General features: G+C 54.0%; 10 protein-coding genes. All 10 read left to right on the top strand.

The window, feature by feature from the left end:
* Positions 1-69: 69 nt before the first annotated feature.
* The 10 genes from F7231_RS25060 (at position 70) to F7231_RS25015 (ending at position 20,689) form a co-directional block, all read left to right on the top strand.
* Complete coding sequence (locus tag F7231_RS25060) at positions 70-4,899, top strand: cellulose binding domain-containing protein (RefSeq protein WP_166693979.1); 4,830 nt, start codon at positions 70-72, stop codon at positions 4,897-4,899.
* 177 nt (positions 4,900-5,076) lie between these two features.
* Positions 5,077-7,047 carry a glycoside hydrolase family 127 protein gene (locus tag F7231_RS25055; protein WP_166693978.1) on the top strand — a complete coding sequence of 657 codons (1,971 nt, stop codon included), beginning with the start codon at positions 5,077-5,079 and terminating at the stop codon, positions 7,045-7,047.
* 30 nt (positions 7,048-7,077) lie between these two features.
* Positions 7,078-8,925, top strand: a complete 1,848-nt coding sequence (locus F7231_RS25050) for a glycoside hydrolase family 97 protein (protein WP_166693977.1) — start codon at positions 7,078-7,080, stop codon at positions 8,923-8,925.
* An 11-nt stretch (positions 8,926-8,936) separates the two neighbouring features.
* Positions 8,937-10,346 carry a glycosyl hydrolase family 28 protein gene (locus F7231_RS25045; RefSeq protein WP_208295691.1) on the top strand — a complete coding sequence of 470 codons (1,410 nt, stop codon included), beginning with the start codon at positions 8,937-8,939 and terminating at the stop codon, positions 10,344-10,346.
* A gap of 103 nt (positions 10,347-10,449) precedes the next feature.
* The gene (locus tag F7231_RS25040; RefSeq protein ID WP_166693976.1) at positions 10,450-12,102 is read left to right on the top strand and encodes a hypothetical protein; all 1,653 of its coding nucleotides are present in this window, start codon (positions 10,450-10,452) and stop codon (positions 12,100-12,102) included.
* 26 nt (positions 12,103-12,128) lie between these two features.
* Positions 12,129-14,501: a heparinase II/III domain-containing protein gene (locus tag F7231_RS25035; protein ID WP_166693975.1), complete on the top strand. Its 2,373-nt coding sequence runs from the start codon at positions 12,129-12,131 to the stop codon at positions 14,499-14,501.
* 1 nt (position 14,502) lies between these two features.
* The gene (locus F7231_RS25030; protein ID WP_229370344.1) at positions 14,503-16,434 is read left to right on the top strand and encodes a glycoside hydrolase family 97 protein; all 1,932 of its coding nucleotides are present in this window, start codon (positions 14,503-14,505) and stop codon (positions 16,432-16,434) included.
* 17 nt (positions 16,435-16,451) lie between these two features.
* Positions 16,452-17,723 (top strand): glucuronyl esterase domain-containing protein, encoded by a 1,272-nt coding sequence (locus F7231_RS25025; RefSeq protein WP_166693974.1) that lies wholly within the window; start codon positions 16,452-16,454, stop codon positions 17,721-17,723.
* Between the two features lie 164 nt (positions 17,724-17,887).
* Positions 17,888-19,105, top strand: coding sequence for a glycoside hydrolase family 88 protein (locus F7231_RS25020; protein WP_166693973.1), 1,218 nt, complete (start codon positions 17,888-17,890; stop codon positions 19,103-19,105).
* Positions 19,106-19,564: 459 nt separating this feature from the next.
* A complete protein-coding gene (locus tag F7231_RS25015) occupies positions 19,565-20,689 on the top strand; it encodes a BT3233 family polysaccharide utilization protein (RefSeq protein WP_166693972.1) in 1,125 nt (374 codons plus the stop codon).
* The last annotated feature ends 243 nt before the right edge of the window (positions 20,690-20,932 follow it).

Raw genomic sequence — 20,932 nt, 5'->3', positions numbered from 1 at the left:
GATAAGGTTAACACACACACTGGGTGGCCATTTCTTTAATCTTACTTCAACAATTCTCCTAAATCAATCATGAATCGATTTTCCTTCTCCATAGGCTGGGGTAAGGGTTTTATTGCCCTTCGACAAGCCTTTTGCCTCATTTTGCTGCTATTAGCAGTAACGCCCTTCGTAAAGGCACAGCCATTTGTTCATCCGGGGTTGTTGCACAAGCAGGCCGATTTCGACCGGATGAAAAGCAAGGTAGCTGCCGGTGCCCAACCCTGGAAAGCCGGTTGGGACGTGCTGACTGCCAATTCGCACTCGTCACTGTCGCGCGCGTTCACCAACCCGGTTCCGGCCACCATCTACCGGGGCTTCAACGGAACAAACCCAGAAAACTATGCATCCATTTTCCGGGATGCAGCCTCGGCTTTCCAGACAGCGCTTCGGTGGAAAATTTCGGGCGATGATGCGTACGCTGAGAAATCTATCGCTATTCTAAATGCCTGGTCGGCGGGGATGACAACCATCAGTGGTACAGCCGACCGATTTTTGCTGGCCGGTATTCAGGGGTATCAACTGGCGAATGCTGCCGAGATTATGCGCTCATACAGCGGCTGGGCACCCACTGATTTCACCCGGTTTCAAAACTGGATGCTGACCGTTTGGTATCCGATCAACCACGATTTTCTGGTGAATCACAACGGGGCCTGCATCAGCAATTACTACGCTAACTGGGATTTATGCAACATGGCATCCATACTCAGTATCGGTGTTCTCTGCGATCGTCGGGACATTTACAACGAAGCTATTGAATACTTCAAAAATGGAGCAGGAACGGGCTCAATTAAGAACGTTGTCCCTTACGTGTATGGCGATCTGGGTCAGTGGCAGGAAAGCGGCCGCGATCAGGGACATACGGTGCTGGGCGTGGCGCTGGCTGGTTCGTTCTGTGAGATGGCCTGGAGTCAGGGTGACGACCTATACGGATACGACGACAACCGGATGCTGAAAGGGTTTGAATATATCGCTAAATATAACCTGGGTTACGAGGTCCCATATACGACCTACAGAAACTGCATCGGTGTTGTACAGACTATTGTATCGGAAGATCAACGCGGTAATCTTCGCCCGGTTTGGGAGATGGTCTACAACCACTACGTCAATCGGAAAGGATTGAGTGCTCCCTATTCCGCTCGTTTTGCCCAGCTTGTACGGCCGGAAGGGGGCGGAGGAAATTACGGCCCCAACAGTGGTGGTTACGACCAGTTGGGTTTTGGCACATTGACCTTTTCGCTTGAGGAGGTAGCAAAACCTACTAATCAAACGATTACGTTCCCTCCTATTCCAAACAAAGACTTTGGCGCTGCCGATTTTTCGCCGGGTGCAACCGCCAGTTCAGGGCTACCCGTTGTCTATGCCAGTTTAAATCCGACCGTGGCCTCCATCAACGCCGATGGAACAATACACGTGTCAAAGCCCGGAACAGCAACGATTACGGCTCAGCAAATGGGTGACAGCCAATACAATCCGGCACCTGTTGTCTACCAGGTTTTTACCGTAAATCAAATTCCCGGGGTTACGGATGGTACCTGGACGAACACGGCGGGTATCCTGACAACCACCCTTTCATCGGTCGCTGGCAGCGCCAATCTGAACTGGCCAGGTCAGACATTTACTGTCGGGGATTTCGTGCGGCTGAGCGGAACCGTTCCGGGTGGTTTTACGGCCAATACAAACTATGCCGTTGTGGCCGTGAATGGATCGGCAATACAGCTCTCACAACGGCCAGGTGGTACGGCCATTACGGCTACTACAACCATCTCGAACGGAACGGGTAACCGGTTCCTGAAATGGCCAACGGCGACCAACTGGAGCAATTCAGTGGTTCCGGGCGGAGTTCAGGCCAACGCGACCTTTGGGGCTACCAGTTTTGGAAATATTGGGGGTGTTCAGCTGGATGGTACTATCACGGTAGGTACGTTGACCTATGCCGCCAACGGCACCTCAGAACTAACGCTGGCCAGTGGCCTGAATGGGGGTACGTTAACGTTTCAAACGTTGTCGGGCACGCCCGCGATCAATATGATCAACACGGGTGCCCGGAAGCTGTTCATGGGAAATGCCAACAACAACTCGCGGGTACCGTTAAAAATCGCCGGGACGCAGGGGCTGAAAATTACGACCCCGGTCTACGGGGGCAGCGGCTCCTACGCAGGCCTGCGGATACAGGCGGCTATGGACTGGAGCGGTTTGCAGGGTGGCCTCAATCTGGCGCAGGGTACTATTGAACTTCACAACACCACCAATAGCCTTACCGATGCCAACAACGTGCTGCTGCCCCCCACCCGCCTGACGATGGGAACTGATGCGACGGCTGTACTGGTCTATAATGGGGCTAACCTGTATGCCAACAAACAAACCATCGGCGCGCTCGATGGCACTTCTGATGCCTACATCATCTCGCGCAGCAACCTGACAAACGGGGCTTCGACCCTAGCGATTGGTATTGATAATCAGGACGGTACGTTTGATGGCACAATTGGATCGGGTCCTACGGCCGATGCCGTAGATAAAGGTCGGGTCAATCTGGAAAAAGTCGGTACCGGTACGCAAACCATCACGGGATCGATCAAAAACGGAACGACAACCATTGGTGGAACGCCTTTTTATTCGTCGGTGACAGTAAATAACGGCAAACTGGTGCTAACTGGCGCAAACGAATACCAGGGAGCTACTACCGTCAACAGCGGCACACTGGTTGTCAATGGTTCGCTGGCCAGCCCGGTGTCTGTAACCGGCGGCACCTTAGCTGGCACTGGCCTGACCAGTGGTTCAGTCAGCATTGGCAGTGGGGCATTCGTGGCACCAGGTAACTCAGTAGGTACGTTCACTTCCTCAGCAGAGTTACTCCTCAGCACCGGTGCAACCTATCAGCTTGAGTCGAACAGCAGCAACAGTACTATGGATAAACTAGTGGCCAACGGGGTTTCGCTCAATGGGGCGAACCTGGTTTCCAGTGACCTTGGAAACGCAGGCAGCCTGCCAGTCGGCACCAGCTACGTGATCATCGACAACACGTCGACTAATCCCGTTACAGGAACATTTGCTGAGCTAGCCGAAGGAAGTAGTGTGACAATAGGATCGATTCGCTTTCAGATAACCTACCAGGGCGGAACTGGAAATGATGTTGCGTTAGTAGTATCGAAACTATCTCAGACGATTACGTTTAACCCGTTACCATCCAAATCTGCGGGTGATGCCGATTTTGCTCCAGGTGCCACAGCCACATCGGGTTTATCCGTAAGCTATACTAGTTCGAACACCGACGTAGCAACGATTGTCGATGGCAACATTCACTTGGTTGGTCCAGGCTCAACCACGATTACGGCTACACAAGCCGGGGATGCAACATATACAGCCGCAAACCAGGTTAGTCAAACGCTGTCCGTTTCAAAACGTAGTCAGACCATCACATTTGCCCCCTTACCGTCTAAAAAAGTGGGTGATGCTGATTTCGACCCAGCGGCTACCGTTAGTTCTGGCTTACCAATTTCCTATGCCAGCTTGAACGTTTCTGTTGCGACAATTATCGATAACAAAATTCATCTGGTTGGTCCGGGATCAACAACGATTACAGCTTCGCAGGCTGGGGATGCCACCTACACAGCAGCCACTCCAGTTGATCAGGTTCTCGTGGTGACACTGGCAACACTGGTAAAAGTGAAATCGCTGGATGGGGATAATAATAAAACGACAAATAATGTCATTCGGCCTTACCTGACGCTGATTAATGAAGGTACAACAGCTGTGGCCTATAGTGAGCTGACCGCCCGTTACTGGTTTACCGCTGAGAACTATGCAGGTATCAACACCTGGATTGATTATGCGCAGCTGGGCAACAGCAATGTCAAACTGAAATACGTGATGCTGGATCAGCCGCGTAACGGCGCACTGGGGTATATTGAATACAGCTTTACGGCTGGAGCTGGCACTTTGGTAGCTGGGGGCAATTCTGGGCCTATTCAGTCCCGGTTCGCCAATACAGACTGGGCCGATCTGAATGAAAGCAATGATTATTCCTTCACCCCTCAGTCGAGTTACGGTACGAACGAACACACCACCGTTTATCAAAATGGCTACCTGATCTGGGGAACTGAGCCCGCTCTGGTTACTCCGGTAGTCAAGCTGAAGGTCTATACCGAAAACAGGAATCGCAACACAGGGAGTAATTCGATCAGTACGTACCTGAAAGTGACGAACGAAGGTAATGTTCCCGTGGCTTATGGTGACCTGTCGGTACGTTACTGGTTCACCGCCGAAGGAACGCAGAGCCTCAACTACTGGATCGACTACGCGAAACTGGGTAATTCAAACGTGACGGGACAATTTGTTAGAAATGTGGGGCGTTCCAACGCGGATACGTATTTCGAACTGAAGATAAATCCGAGCGTAGGTACGTTGTATCCATCAGGCACAACAGACAACATTCAGTACCGGATCGCCAAAGCTGACTGGTCGAATTTCAATGAAACCAATGACTATTCGTATAAGGTCGCGGGGTCGATGGCGGAGAATGATCGCGTAACGATTTATTACAAAGGGCAACTTATCTACGGCACTGAGCCTGCTTCGGGTGCTCGTATGGCTGCTGAACACACAGATAATCCGCTTATCCTGACTGCGCTGGGCAACCCGGTGGCAAACGATCAGGCACTCGTAGAAATTCGGGGCGCTACCGGCCAGCCTCTTAAACTGACGCTAACGGATATAACTGGTCATGCACTGTTCGAGCATCAGATCGAGTCTGTTACACCTGGTCAGCAGCAGGCCATTCCGATGAGCCGTCAGGCGGGTATCTATTTGCTGCAGGCATCTACCAATACTGAACGGGTAACGATTAAACTAATCAAGCCTTAGTACCAGCGATTATGTTTTGATTGACAAGCAATAGGAAGCCATATGGCTTCCTATTGCCGTTGAAGGGGAGAATTAGCGAAATCTTTCCTGCTTTTTAAGCCATTTGAAAAGGGTATGCGAAACCAGGCACGGTCTATTTCAGAATAGAGGCAGTTTAGTGTATGCCTTAGCCTTTCTATGACAAAAACCCTTCGCATTTCCCGAACCTACAGCCTCCTGCGTGGCCTTCTCACGGTTGGTTTGATTGGCCAGTCGGTCCTGGGCTTGGCGCAGTACCCCGGTCAGTCGGCCGACAAAATGAAGGTGCCGGTGAACGTACCCATCAAAGCCCAAAGCTTCGATTTGCAGGATGTCCGGATTACGCACGGCTTGTTCCACGATAACATCGAGCGTGAAGGCAAGTGGCTACTGTCATTACCTGTGGACCGGTTAATGCATAGCTTTCGGGTCAATGCGGGCATGAATACGCCAAAGCCGGGTAGCCCAACCAAAATGCCCAAACCCCTGGGTGGCTGGGAAGGACTGGATATGGAACTCCGTGGCCACAGCATTGGCCACATGCTGTCGGGTCTGGCGCTACAATATGCCTCTACGGGTCGTGATGCCTTTCGTAAAAAAGGCGATAGCCTGGTAACGGCATTGGCTGACGTGCAGCGGGTGCTGAACCAGAACGGCTACCTGAGTGCGTATCCACAGCAGTACATCGACCGCAACATAGCCGGCACGGCGGTCTGGGCACCCTGGTATACGTTGCACAAACTCTTTGCCGGGTTAACTGATCAATTCACCTACGCGGGTAACCAGCAGGCGCTCGACATCGTCACAAAAATGGCGTCGTGGGCTAGTGCGAAACTGTCGCCACTGACACCCGAGCAGCGCCAGAAAATGCTTCGAAATGAGTTCGGTGGCATGAATGATGCCTTCTTCAATCTGTATGCCGTAACGGGTAATCCGGAGCACCTAAAACTGGCTCAGTTTTTCTACCATAAAGCGGCTCTGGAACCGCTCGAAAATGGGCAGGACAATCTGGATAAGGCTCACGCTAATACGTTCATCCCCAAGCTGGTCGGTGAAGCGCGAGATTATGAGTTGACGGGTAACGAGAAAGCTAAAACTGCCGCCCTGTTCTTCTGGAAAACGGTTGTGCAGCATCACACCTACGCGCATGGGGGCAACAGCGACAAAGAACATTTCTTCGAGCCAGACCAACTCTCCAAACACCTGACGGGTAATACGAGCGAAACCTGCAACACGTATAACATGCTCAAACTGACCCGGCACCTGTTCACCTGGTCGGCCGACGCGACGGTTGCGGACTATTACGAACAGGCGCTCTACAACCACATTCTGGGTCAGCAGGACCCGGAATCAGGCATGGTCTGCTATTTCACGCCCATGAAAGCGGGGGCCTACCGACTCTACAGCACACCCGATCAATCGTTCTGGTGCTGCGTGGGCTCAGGGTTTGAAAGCCAGTCGAAATACGGCGAAGCGATCTATTACCATGACGATAAAGGCGTGTACATCAACCTGTTTATTCCGTCGGAAGTAAGCTGGAAGCAGAAAGGCGTCACCCTCGTACAGGAAACCAATTACCCCGAGGAGGCAACCACTCGCCTGACGGTGCAGACAAAAACGCCGGTACAGATGCCGTTGTACCTGCGGTATCCGGCCTGGGCAACGGCAGGCGTCACGCTGAAGGTAAATGGAAAAGCAGTCGCCGTCAAGCAGTCGCCGGGTAGTTATATCACCGTCGAACGTAGCTGGAAAGAGGGCGATCGGATCGAGCTTACTTACCCGATGGCGCTCCGGCTGGTGCCCACCAACGATGATCCAACCGTGGCAGCAATTGCCTATGGACCGATTGTGCTGGCGGGACAACTGGGAACGGCTAATCTGAAAGGAACGGCCCCGTTTCATGATCCTGCCAACCCCTACCAGTATTACGGCTATGATTACACCATTCCCGATTCAATTGACCACACGCTGACCACCGGTGGCAAACCCATTACCGATTGGTTAAAACCCGTTTCCGGAAAGCCGCTGACGTTCCAAACGGTAGCCATGCCTGGGGGCAAACCCGTTGAACTGGTGCCGTATTACCGGACTCATCGGCAGCGCTATGTCGTTTACTGGGACCTGAAATAAATCGTCTTCACTCTTCTTACTCAAGAACGTATGTCCGGCAGGTCTGCATTGTATGGCTGGTTGATTGGCTTGTGCTTAATATCGTCGATCGTTGCCGCTCCCAAACCCAAAACGTATCAGGCCTCTTCGCCCGATAAAACCACCCGCATCGAGATCACCGTTGATGATCAGAAAGCGCTGGTGTATCGTATGTTGTTCGCCAATGAACCGGTATTGACCTGGTCGGCGCTGGGGTTTGGGCTGAACGACGTAGCCGTCGGTTCGAACACTGTCGTTAAACAGCAGCGGACAGACACGCATACCGAATCATTCGCGTGGCGGTTGGGCGAAAACGACGTCATTCACAATAACTACACGGAGCTCACGCTGGATTGCGTCTCGGGGTCGGTGTCGTACCGGCTCATTGCGCGGGTCTTCAACGGGAGTGTGGCGTTCAGGTACGTGATACCGAAACAAGCCGGGAGTACGCCCGGTACAATTCGGCAGGAGAAAACGACGTTTGCGCTTCCCGGCGACTTCACGATCTACCAGTACAATGAAGAAACCGTGTTTACGCCCACCGCCCTGGCCGACCTGCAAAAAACCTGCGATTTCCCGGCTACGCTGACCAATGGCCGTTTGTTTCTGTCGATCGGCGAAGCGGATAACAGCAGCTACACCAAAGCCGTATTGACCAAAGGCACAACACCGAATACCCTGGCGGTTGGGTTTGGGAAAGACTCAGTGCAGACGAATGACACGTTTCAAACGCCCTGGCGAACCGTTAGCGTGGCTACATCGGCGATCGGGCTGCACGCCTTCAGCGACCTGCCCCTACGGCTTTGCCCCCCATCGTCGCAACCAGTTCCTGATTGGATCAAACCGGGTAAACTCATCCGCTCGTCGCTGACGACGCAGGGTGGCTTGAACGGCATCGACTTTGCGGCTACTCATAATCTACAGTACGTTCTCTTCGATGCAGGCTGGTACGGGGCTGAATTTCGAACCACCTCTGACCCCACGCAGGTCATTCCGGCCATCGACCTGCCGAAGGTGATTCAATACGGCAAAGAGAAAAACATCGGCGTGATCCTGTATGTCAACCGGGTAGCCTTGCGCACCCGGCTGGATGATATTCTGCCGCTGTACAAGAAATGGGGCGTGGCGGGCCTGAAGTTTGGTTTCGTAGACGGACTAAAGCAGGAGGGCATCAGCTGGCTGCCCGGTGCCATCAAAAAAGCATACGACCATGGCTTTATCCTGGATATTCACGACAACTACAAGCCCACGGGGCTAAGCCGAACGTACCCAAATCTGCTGACGCAGGAGGGTATTCGCGGCAACGAAAATAACCCCGATGCCTTTCACAACACGGTGCTGCCTTTCACCCGTTTTCTGGCCGGTGCCGCCGACTATACGTTTTGCTACCCCAACACGAACCGGTATTTCACCGATAATCTGTACAAGAGCAAGTTGCAGGTGAGCAAAGGGCAGCAACTGGCGCTGTCGGTGGTGTATTTCAGCCCATTGCAGGCTATCTTCTGGTACGGCAATCCCACGGATTATAACGACGAAGGGGAGATCGAATTCTTCAAACGCGTACCAACCGTCTGGAATGAAAGCCACTATCTGGCGGGTGAACCCGGCAAATTCATTAGCGTGGCCCGTCGGCAGGGTACCACCTGGTACGTTGGCTCGGCAGCGGGCCTGATGGACTGGACAGGAAAGCTCTCCCTTTCCTTTCTCGCACCCGGGAAGCGGTACCTGGCAACCAGTTACGAGGACGACGGGGCGGGCAGCATTCAGAAACGAGTTGCCGAGGTTGGGGCAGACGACTCCTTGCCGGTCAGCCTGAAAGCCAAAGGCGGACAGGCCTTAATTCTGGACGAGAAGCCATAGAACCACAACGAATGATTCATAAACACTTGGGGATTGGTCTGCTGCTTTGGCTCCTATCGCTCCAGCTCTACGCCCAGCAGCTTGTCATTTACCCCGTACCGGCAGGGGTGCTTTACAGTCAGCATAACGACGATTACACGGTCCGGGTACGTAAGCCAGGTGAACCGTGGCAGGATCTGTTCGAATATACCGTGCAGGTCGACCAGGATAAAGTACGGGATGCCTCCATGGTATTCTTCGACTTTTCGGGTACTGTCGAAGTAGCTGTCCGTAAAAACAACGGCCTTGTTCAGTCGGCCCGTATTCGTCCATTGTCGAACCAGATTCCGTCAAAGCAGGAAGGGAACACCCTGTACTTCACGCTCACGCAGCCTCGCAAACTGTCCATCGAGTTCAACGGCGATAAACTTCAGAACCTGCACCTGTTTGCCAACCCGATCGAAACCAGCAAACCCGATCCGGCCGATCCCAACGTCATCTACTTCGGCCCCGGTATTCATACACCGGACGACAAGCCGGGTGACGTGTTCAGGATTCCCAGCAACAAAACGGTGTACATCGATGACGGGGCTGTTATTCGGGGGAAACTCGTCTGCGACAAAGTCAAAAACGTACGGATTATCGGGCGGGGCATCATCGACCAGCCGCAACGGGGCATCGAGATAACCCATTCCGAGAATGTGCTGGTCGAGGGTATCATCGTCAAAAATCCGCAGCATTACACGGTGTATGGTGGCCAGTCGAAAGGGATCACAATTCGGAACCTGAAGTCGTTCAGCTGCAAGGGCTGGAGTGATGGCATCGATCTGATGAGTTGCTCGGATGTAGTGGTCGACGATGTGTTCATGCGCAACTCCGATGACTGCATCGCCCTCTACGGGCATCGCTGGGATTATTATGGCGGGTCTCGCAACGTCGTGGTCAAAAATTCAACGCTATGGGCCGACGTAGCGCACCCGACCAACCTGGGCCTGCACGGGGACACCCGATCCGTTGGCGATACGCTGGAAAATATAACCTTCAGTAATCTGGATATTCTGGAACACGACGAAGATGATCCGGATTACCAGGGGTGTATGGCCATCAGCTGCGGAGATCTCAATCTGGTTCGTAACGTGACCTACGAGAACATTCGGGTTGAGGATTTTGAAGAGGGAAAGCTGCTGAGCCTCCGCGTGTTCTACAACAAAAAGTACAATACCGGTCCCGGACGGAACATCGAGAACATTACGTTTCGAAACATCACCTACTCGGGATCAATGGCTAATCCGTCAGTTATTGAGGGCCTTAGCGAACAGGGTATGGTGCGCGGGGTGACGTTCGAAAACGTACGCATCAATGGTAAGCTACTTCGCAACAACCAATCGGGCGACATCCGCGTCGGTGCATTTACGCAGGCCATTCAGGTCAAGCCGGACTGAGTGCAGCACATTTCACATTTCTGTGCAAATGCAGGGTATAGCCAGGTCGCCGTGGTCTATTTCCTGATACTTGATAGTCGCTACATTCCTGGGGAAGCTTCGTATGTTTAGCCGTGCGCTTAGAATAGGTTGGTTACTGGTTGGGCTTTGCGTGGCGTGGCCGACCTACGCGCAGGTATGGCAGTGGGTAGCCCCCGTGTCAACCGTTGTTTCGTCCGAAACGAAGGACCATCCGCAGGCCTTTTTATGGATTCCCGACAACTGCCGCTACGTTAGGGGGGTGGTCGTTGGTCAGCATAACATGCTGGAAGAGGGCATCTTCGAACATCCTGATTTTCGCAAAACCATGCGTGAGCTGGGATTTGCCATCGTCTGGGTCACGCCCATGATTAACCAGACGTTCGACTGGAGTCCGACCGCTACCACCAAAGGCGCGGGTATCGAGTTTACGGATATGATGAATCGGCTGGCCGATGTGTCGGGCTATTCGGAGCTGTCCATTGCGCCCGTTGTACCACTGGGGCATTCAGCGCTGGCGAGTTATCCGTGGAATTTTGCGGCCTGGAATCCCGGCCGTACGCTGGCCATCATCTCAGTCCACGGCGATGCCCCGCAAACGAAGCTCACCGGCAGCGGTCGACCCAATCCAGATTGGGTCGGACCGTCGCACGGGGGGCGCACCATCGATGGTGTACCGGGCCTGATGGTGATGGGGGAGTACGAATGGTGGGAAGACCGGCTGGCTCCGGCCTTTGCGTACGTCGACAAGCACCCGAAGACACCGTTCAGCCTGCTGGCCGATGCCGGGCGTGGCCACTTCGATTTCTCCGACGCGATGGTTCGCTACCTGGCGCTATACATCTGGAAAGCCGCTCAGTATCGGCTGTCCAACCCATCAAATCAGGCCGATACGGTGGTGTTGACGCCCATCGACCCACAAAAGGGCTGGCTGATGGACCGCTGGCGGAAGGATAGTCTACCCACCGCAGCACCGGCCCCTTACCTGGATTACAAAGGCGACAGAAAAGTCGCAAGCTGGTGCTTCGACAAGGAGATGGCCCAGGCAACCGAGGCTATCTACCGTCAGGCAAGGGCAAAAAAACCGCAGTATCTGGGTTTCCGGCAGAATGGGCAGTTCCTCAAACCGACCAAAGGCCACGCCAATTACCAGGTGTCATTTTTGCCCAACGCCGATGGTATCACGTTTCACCTGAGCAGTGCGTTCACCGACACGTCCCGCGTGCGGGCAACTTCCGCCCATGCCCGAACCCCCATTCGCATCGACCGTATCTGCGGGCCTGTCCGCAAACTCGATGACACGACCTTTCAGCTTAGCTTTTACCGAATGGGATTCAACAACCCCAAACGCTCGAACGACATCTGGCTGCTGGCGTCCAATGACGGCGATGCTACCTATAAGAGTATCGTACAACAGGCTGATCTACGGTTTCCGATAGCGAACAAAGAAGGTAAGCCACAGACCATCACATTTCCCGACGTACCTGATCAGGGGGTAAGTACCAAATCACTGACACTACGGGCGGTGTCCAGTGCTGGTTTACCGGTTCAGTATTACGTCAAAGCGGGGCCAGCCACTGTGGAGGGCAACCAGCTTGTGTTCACCCCTATTCCTCCGCGCAGCCGCAGGCCGGTGGCTGTTACGGTAGTCGCCTGGCAATATGGTACCAGTGTGGGCGATAAGGTACAGTCAGCGACGCCCGTTGAGCAAACATTTCTAATCCAGCCGCGCCGATAGCCCGGTCAATGATCCATATGTTGAAGATGCGAAGACTAGTTTATACCCTTGTTCTGTTCAGCCTGCTGGTGACCAGTTATGCCGGACAGGCCCAGTCGACCAAATCAAAACCGCACCCCTATCTATTCTACACCCCGCAGCGCACCGAGCGGCTGAAAGAACGCATCAAAACCGACACGCTGCTGGCCAATCGTTGGAACGCTATGCAGAAGCGGTGTGAGGGCTGGCTAAACGACCCCAAAGGCGGGAACATGGAACAGCTGGCGCTGGCCTACACCATGACCGGCGACAAACGCTACGCCGACCGGGCCAAAACGCTGCTTGCCGACCTGACTGGCCGCGCTTTTTGGGATGGAATGGACGACCGGACACCCCGCTGGAATGCGGGTCTGGGCACCAGCCATAGTAACTGGACGGCTTCGGTTACGTTCGATGCCATCTACAACGCCCTGACCAAAGACGAACGCCTTAGTATCGCCAATCAGATTGTTAAACTGGGCATCGAGCCGTCGATTGGCGACTGGGTATCGAAAGACAAGCGCATTCAATCGCTCGACAACATGGGTCACAACTGGTGGGCCGCTGTTGTGTTCGAAGCGGGAATCGCGTCGTTGGCCGTCATGAACGAGCAGCCGCAGGCCCGCCAGTGGGCCAATGACATCATGCATGACAGCCGCCAGTGGTTCGCTTTTTCGGGTAGTTTGCTGGAAAACAAACCGGCCAATTTTGACCCATCGGGTGGCTTTTACGAAAGTGTCAGCTACGCCAATTATGGCGTGAGTGAATACCTTCAGTTTCGATTGGCTTACACCAACGCGCTGGGTACGTTGACAATGCCTTACGATAACCTGCTGAAAAAGACCGTCGACTGGTTTATGCATACAGCCTACCCGCGTAGTGGCGATAAACCCCTGCTCTCACTGAATTTCGGCGACAGCAACGACTTTGCCAATGGCGAACGCCCGGCCAAACTGATGATGGCCCTGGGGATGGGCAACGACAATTACTACTGGTACATTCAGCAAACCGGGAAGACCCCGTTTCGGGAAGATCTGAACGTTAATACGCCAATGGGCCTGTTATACCAACCCGAAAACAAACCGGTTCCCACAACGCCGACCTTATCTCCTTCGGCTATGTATGGTTCGATGGGCTGGGGTACGCTCCGCTCGTCCTGGAAGCCCGATGCTACCATGCTGGGCGTAAAAAGCGGCTACACCTGGAACCACGCTCACGCCGACGCGGGCTCATTTGTGCTGTACCACAAGGGCGAGAACCTGCTCATCGACGGGGGCGACGTGGGGTACGGCAATCCGGAATACAGCAGCTATTTTGTGAAGAGCCAGGCGCATAATGTGGTGATGGTCAATGGTGAGGCTCAGGATGCCCGCGATCAGTACAACGCCGTGAAGAACCCCGGGCACCTCTATAACCTGCTCGATGGCGGTTCGCTGAAGTACGTACTGGCCGATGCCACCGGCCCCACGTCGCGCAACTTTCTGCGCAACTACCGTAACTTCCTCTGGATTGGCAACGTGATTCTGGTCATCGACGATCTGAAAACATACGAAAGTGGCCAGTTCGATTTTCTGCTGCACTACGCCGATAAAGCCGTCAAGCGCGGGCCTGACCTGGAGATAACCAAAGACAAAGCAGCCATTCTGTTCCGGCCCCTCTACCCTGAAACGCTGCCGCTCGGCTACCCGCACGATTTCCCCGAAAAGCTTAAATACCGGACCGAATACGGCCTGCAGGACCGCACCACGAACGTCAAGATTCCGTATTACGTGCTGTCGCCCCCCGAGAAGACCGACCGGACCAAACTGGTCAACGCCATCCTGCTGCTTGATGAAACCAACCAGTCGATTCAGACGGCAACGGGTTCATCGGGAGCGAACGGGGCCGCTGGTCGTAGCAATCTGCCTATCATCGAGAAGTTTGAGGGCACCAACTACCTGGGCCTGCGCATCACCCAGAACGGACAGGTAACCGAGCTATACATGAACCTGCTGGCCGACGGTCGACTGATGCACCGCAACGCTAACCTGACCATTGGTGATGGAGCGGGCCGGGGCTGGGAAACGGACGCGTACCTATCGGCCCTTACGTTCCCCGAGGGGGCCGACCGGCAGGACCCTTCGCAACTGACGTCTTTCTTCGTTGGCAACGGCAGCTACCTGCGTAAAAATGGAAAGCCGCTGCTCAGCTCGCTATCGAAAGTGTTCCTGCACGCGGACAGAAAGGGAAACCAGTTGGAGGTGCAACTCCAGGGTCAACCGCTGATCGAGGCCACGCTGGGATTCGAAAAAATAAATAAGCTCAACGTAAACGGTAAAGCCGTTTCCCCCGCCTATGATGCGGGCAAGATGCTGGTAATTACCGTGGAAGAACCAAACTAATATGTCTACCATTCGACTTACTATGCCCTGCCGATTTTTATTGATTTGTGCGCTCCTCAGCTGGCTGTTGCCGCTACAGTTCACGCTGGCTCAGACGCCCGAAACCCGCCTGTTGTCGCCCGATGGTAAGCTGGAGGTGATGTTTACGCAGCAGGAAATCGGCCCTGGTCGTAAACAGATGACCTACCGTGTCAACTACGAAGGGAAACCCGTTATTCTGTCATCCGGGCTGGGCGTGCAGATCGACAACCACGTGTTCGAGCACGCCATGGCGCATAAAGTGACCACCCCTCCCGGTACCCTGGGGGCCAACTGGTGCGATAATCTGGTGATCAAAAATGTGGTCAAAACGGCAAAGGACACCACCTGGAAACCCGTGTACGGCGAACGCAGTCTGATCCGGGATCACTACAACCAGCTAGAGATTCAGCTTCAGAAACCGGACGCGCCGGATTATGCCCTGCACGTTATTTTCCGGGCCTACGATTCGGGCATCGCGTTTCGGTACTTCTTCCCCGAACAGCCCAACGGCCTGTATTACCGCCTGATGGCCGAAAACAGTGAGTTCACCCTGCCCGCCGATACCAAAGCCTGGTATACCGCCTGGGCGCAGGGGGCTTATCAGGCGCTGCCTCTGTCTGGCTGGCCCGAGAACGCGGAACGACCGCTGACCCTGTCGTTGCCCAATGGCCTGTACGCTTCGCTGGCCGAGGCCCAGCTGACCGACTACGCCATGACCAAATTCAAACTCTCCCCCGACAAGCCCAATACGGTCGTTACCTCACTCTACGAAAGCGTCGATCTGATGTCGGATGTGGGTACGCCCTGGCGGGTGGTGATGGTGGCGAACCGGCCGGGTAAGCTGCTTGAAAACAACGACATCATGCTCAATCTAAACCCACCCGCCACAGTCACCAACACCGACTGGATCAAGCCGGGTAAGATGATGCGGGAAGTGACGCTGACCACGCAGGGGGCCCTGTCGTGCATCGACTTTGCGGCTGCCCACAACCTGCAATATATCCTCTTCGACTGGAAATGGTACGGCCCAGCGTTTACCTTCAATTCGGATGCCCGGCAGGTCGTGGCCCCCATCGATATGCCCCAGGTGATTGCCTACGGTAAGTCGAAAAACGTGGGCGTGATCCTGTACGTAAACCTGCAGGCCTTGTACAAACAGATGGATGATATTTTTCCGCTCTACAAAAAGTGGGGCGTCAAGGGCGTCAAATTCGGCTTTGTGGAAGTGGGGTCGCACCGCTGGATGACCTGGCTCACCGAAGCCAAACAGAAAGCGCTGGAAAATGGGCTGATGGTGAATATTCACGACGAATACCGCCCAACGGGGACCAGCCGAACGTACCCCAACGTGATGACGCAGGAAGGCATCCGGGGCAACGAGGAATTCCCCGATGCAACCCACAACACCGTGCTACCCTTCACGCGTTACCTGGCCGGGGCGGGCGACTACACCATCTGCTACTACGACAAACGGCTCAAAAACACCCACGCTCACCAACTGGCGATGAACGTCATTTCCTACAGTCCGCTCCAATCCGTGTTCTGGTACGACAAACCGGCGCAGTACGGGGGCGAGCCCGAAATCGAGTTTTTCGATAAGGTGCCCACCGTCTGGGACGACACCAGAGTGATTCATGACGCCATCGGCGAGTACGTCACCATCGCCCGCCGAAGCGGAGACGACTGGTTTGTAGGCACGATCACCAATAATGACGGCCGCACGCTGTCGCTCCCGCTCGATTTCCTGCCGAAGGGGAAAAGTTACGTGGCTCACCTCTACACCGACGACCCGACGGTGCCGACCAAGACGCAGGTACGTGTGTCGACCAAAACCGTGAAAGGTGGGCAGTCGATGGAGATGAAGTTGGTACCGCGGGGTGGTCAGGCCCTTTGGTTGACGCCGGTGAAGTAACTAGACCCTGGAATGATATGGCAATCGGTCGCTTTTTATTAATGAGTGGGCTCAGCTTCTTCGGACTGGTGGGTCACGTGCTGGCGCAGCCAGTGCCTGGCTTGCCTGATCCGTTACAACGCGCAAGCGGCGGGCGAGTTACGACCGTTGCGGAGTGGCAACAGGTACGTCGGCCAGAGCTGATCGAGTTGTTTACCAGTCAGGTATACGGTCGCTCGCCGGGTAAACCAGCCGCTATGACGTTCCGTGTTTTCGACACAGACAAGAAGGCGCTGGGAGGAAAAGCGACGCGCAGGCAGGTTGCCATTTACATCAACGGGAAGACCGACGGCCCGCGAATCGACGTGTTACTCTACATCCCGAATCATGTGCGTGGACCCGTTCCGGCCATCGTGGGGCTAAACTTCTGGGGGAACCACAGCATCAATGCCGACCCCGGTATCCGCATCGCCACCAGCTACCTGGAAAAGAGCCGAAACAACCCCTACGTCAACCTGGATTGCGTCGTCGACAACCGGGCAACGGAAGCCTGCCGGGGCATTAATGCCCGCCAGTGGCCGCTGGACAGCATTTTAGGGCACGGTTACGCGCTGGTAACAGCTTATCGGGAAGATATTGCCTCCGACGTACCGGCAACCCGCTTTTCTACGGGCGTGCATACGGCGTACCCCGACTGGCAAAACCGGCCCGATAACTTTGGCACCATTGCCGCTTGGGCATGGGGGTTGAGCCGACTCATGGATTACCTGCAAACCGATCGGGCTATCGACGTGAAACGGGTAGCCGTGTTTGGCTGGTCGCGGCTGGGCAAAGCCGCCTTGTGGGCGGGCGCTACCGATGAACGCTTTGCTGCCGTGCTCAGCAACGAGTCGGGCGCGGGTGGAGCTACGTTGTTCCGGCGGGGACAGGGCGAATTCATTCGGCGGCTCTGCACCGTTTTCCCCCATTGGTACAGCACCAGTTTCCGGCAGTATATGGACAAGGAAGCCCAGTTGCCATTCGATCAGCACGAAGTGATTGCCTTGTTGGCACCAAGACCCGTGTACATCGCCAGCGCCGAGCAGGATAAGGGAGCCGACCCGATCGGCGAATTTGAATCGGCTAAAGCGGCCAGTGCTGTGTACCGACTGTTTGGGCGTGAGGGACTACCCGCCACGACGCTACCACCCCTCAACTCGTCCGTGCAGGGCAGCATTGGCTACCATATGCGAACTGGTGAGCACGACGTTACGGCTCTGGACTGGCGGTACTTCCTTCAGTTTCTGGATAAGCATCTTGTAAAAAAATAAGCTGTGTTTTGGGTCTGGATGGCCGGTTAACCAAATATTCAAATCGCTTACATTCTATTGATTATTAATACATTACAAGTGGCGAGTAAAAATTATGTATGGTAAAAAGGGTACGGTTCAACCGCCTGATTCTATTTACCATTAATCTACTTTCTCCGCGTGTTATGCCCTTATCCAGATTCAGTTTCGTACTCGTTCTGCTTGTTGTCCTTTTCGGCTTTACCCTCAATCAGGACCGGATACGCGTCGACCCAGCCCTGACGTATTGCGTGCAACAGGCCGCTAAAACCGCTGCGTCGCTTCCCGCTACACAACCGAATTTGCCTCGTACCATTCTGAATGGCAAGACGTCCTGGAAGTACATCAGCTATAAAGACTGGACCAGCGGGTTCTGGCCAGGTACGTTGTGGTACGTCTATGAATACACGAAAGATCCCAAATGGAAAGCCAAAGCCGATTCCTTTTCGCGGGAACTGACTCCACTGGCGTATCAAAAAGCGATCGACCACGATTTGGGCTTTCAGATGTATTGCAGCTTCGGGAACGGTCTGCGGCTGACGGGTAATCCTGACTACAAAAAAATCCTGCTGGCTACGGCCGATACCCTGGCCACGCTCTTTAATCCCAAGGTAGGCACCATTCTGTCGTGGCCGCGATCGGTCCCTAACATGGAATGGCCGCAGCATAATACGATCATGGACAACATGATCAACCTGGAACTGCTATTCTGGGCCTCGAAAAACGGGGGTGGTAAACGCCTGTACGACATGGCCGTTTCGCACGCGACGACCACCATGAAAAACCATTTTCGGCCCGACTATACCTCGTACCACGCAGTCGTGTATGACCGCGAAACGGGCAAAAAAATCAAAGGAGTCACGCATCAGGGCTACGCTGACAATTCGATGTGGGCGCGCGGGCAGAGCTGGGCGATCTACGGCTACACGATGACCTACCGGGAAACGAAAGACCCCAAGTTTCTGGATTTTGCCCAAAAAGTGTCGGACGTATACCTGCAACGCTTACCCAAAGACCTGATTCCGTACTGGGATTTCAGCGCGCCTGATATTCCAAACGCACCAAAAGATGCCTCGGCGGCTGCCGTTACGGCGTCGGCTCTGCTGGAACTTTCGACGCTGGTAAAAGACAAAGCGAAAGCCAGTCTGTATCGTACCAAAGCCGAACAGATGCTGGCATCATTATCGTCGGCGAATTACCAGAGCCGTCAGGTTAACGATGCGTTCCTGCTGCACAGCACCGGCCACAAGCCAAACAACAGCGAGGTGGATGCCTCAATCAACTACGCTGACTACTACTACATCGAAGCGTTACTACGGTTAAAAAAACTGCAGCAGGGCAAACCGGTTCTGGCAAACTTGTGAAGGCGATTATACCCGCTTCTCGTGCAGGTAGTCTAGCGTGCGTTATGGATAAGATTGAAATACTATTGCTGACGCGTGGCCCTTCGACTAGGCCGGTCCGCCGCTCGCCGAATCGGTGCGGTCCCCGACAGGCTCACGGTGACAATCCACTCAGGTACGTTAGCTTAACGATTACGTGACTTATGGACAAGAGAACCCCATAGGGGTGGTATGTCAATAGTATTGAGCAGGCGTAGGCAAGGCTAGCCCCATCGGGGCGATATGTGCTTGGGCCAGGCAGTACATTTCGCCCCGATGGGGCTATAATAGTCCTACCTTATCCATAACTCACGTTAATAAACTACTGTGTGCTACTTAGCCCATAGCCGATAAAAGAAAGGCGGCTAAATACCTTTACCAGGTGACAGTGCCGGTGTGTTTGGCGCGACCTTTATGATTAACCAACGATCTTACAGCACCATGAACCTCTTTACTACCCTCGTTTCGCTCTGTCTGTTTAGTCATTACGTTAGTGCACAGTCGCCGATCCGAATCAATAACCCGGCTACAGTACTCCTGACTCAAGAAGTTATTGACATTCCCTGGGCTACAGTTTTGAAGGCTTATCCTGGTATCGATACCACAAACTTTCAGGTACTACTGACAGGAAGCCAGCAGCCAGTTGCTTATCAACTCGAACGCCGGGGCAAAAAAGACGTGCAGAACTTGCTGGTGCAGGTCTCTATTGGCCCCAGGCAGTCAATTAGTCTGATGCTGCGCAAGGGAAAACCAGCCCAGGTAGCTCCTAAAACCTATGGTCGGTACGTACCCGAACGCTTCGATGATTTTGCCTGGGAAAACGACCGGGTCGCGTTTCGGATGTACGGTGCAGCCCTGAACGGCCGGTCAGACAACGCCTATGGCACCGACATCTGGACCAAACGCACCGATCAGCTAATTCTGAATAAGTGGTACAAGCAGAATAATTACCACAATGATCATGGCGAAGGACTTGATTATTACCACGTCGGTCTGACCCTGGGCGCTGGAGATATCGCTGTTTTCCTGAATGACTCGCTACAGTTTATTCACAATTACCGGAGTTGGGAAATCCTGGACAACGGCCCCCTCCGAACCACCTTCCGCGTGAAATTCGATCCCTACACGTTTAATGGGGTTACGGTACATGAAACGCGGACAGTGTCGCTGGATGCGGGGTCGCAGCTGAACAAGGTGCAGGTACACATCGAGCAAAATTCCGGGAAAGCGCTGCCCATGGTGGTTGGAATTAGTCAGCGCAAAGAACCAAGTCCGGTCGTACTGGACGAAAAATCTGGCGTGCTGGGGTATTGGGAACCCAAGCACGGAAACGACGGTACGTTAGGTATCGGCTGTGTGTTTCCGGTTACGCCTGTTCGGATGCTGACGAAATACGATCATCTGCTGGCCAGACTCGATGCGCCTTCCGCCGACGATCTGATTTATTACACGGGTGGTGTCTGGGACAAAGCGGGGCAGATTACCTCAGCCGAAGCCTGGTTTGCCTACCTGCGTCAGTTTACCCTGAAACAGAAACAACCTCCCGTTATCAGGATTCTGAAATGATTGTTTCAGGGTGTTACGACTTACAATATCCTATAATTAAAGCCAAGTTATTATATCACAACAGCTAGGTCGTTTATGTCAGGAACGAAGCTGGTCCTTAAAATTTAACTAGTTTGCCCATAGCAATCAACCGGGCAATTGGAGGTCACTGAATGTTCCACGGTTGGTTTTACAGGTCTTAAACGGGGGACGTTCAAGACCCGTAAAACAACCCGTGGAACACCTACCTTTGAAATAAACTAG

The sequence above is a fragment of the Fibrivirga algicola genome, assembly GCF_011742925.1.
Taxonomy (GTDB): Bacteria; Bacteroidota; Bacteroidia; order Cytophagales; family Spirosomataceae; genus Fibrella; species Fibrella algicola.
Note: the sequence above shows the minus strand (reverse complement) of the source record. Positions and strands in the feature narration are given on the sequence as shown.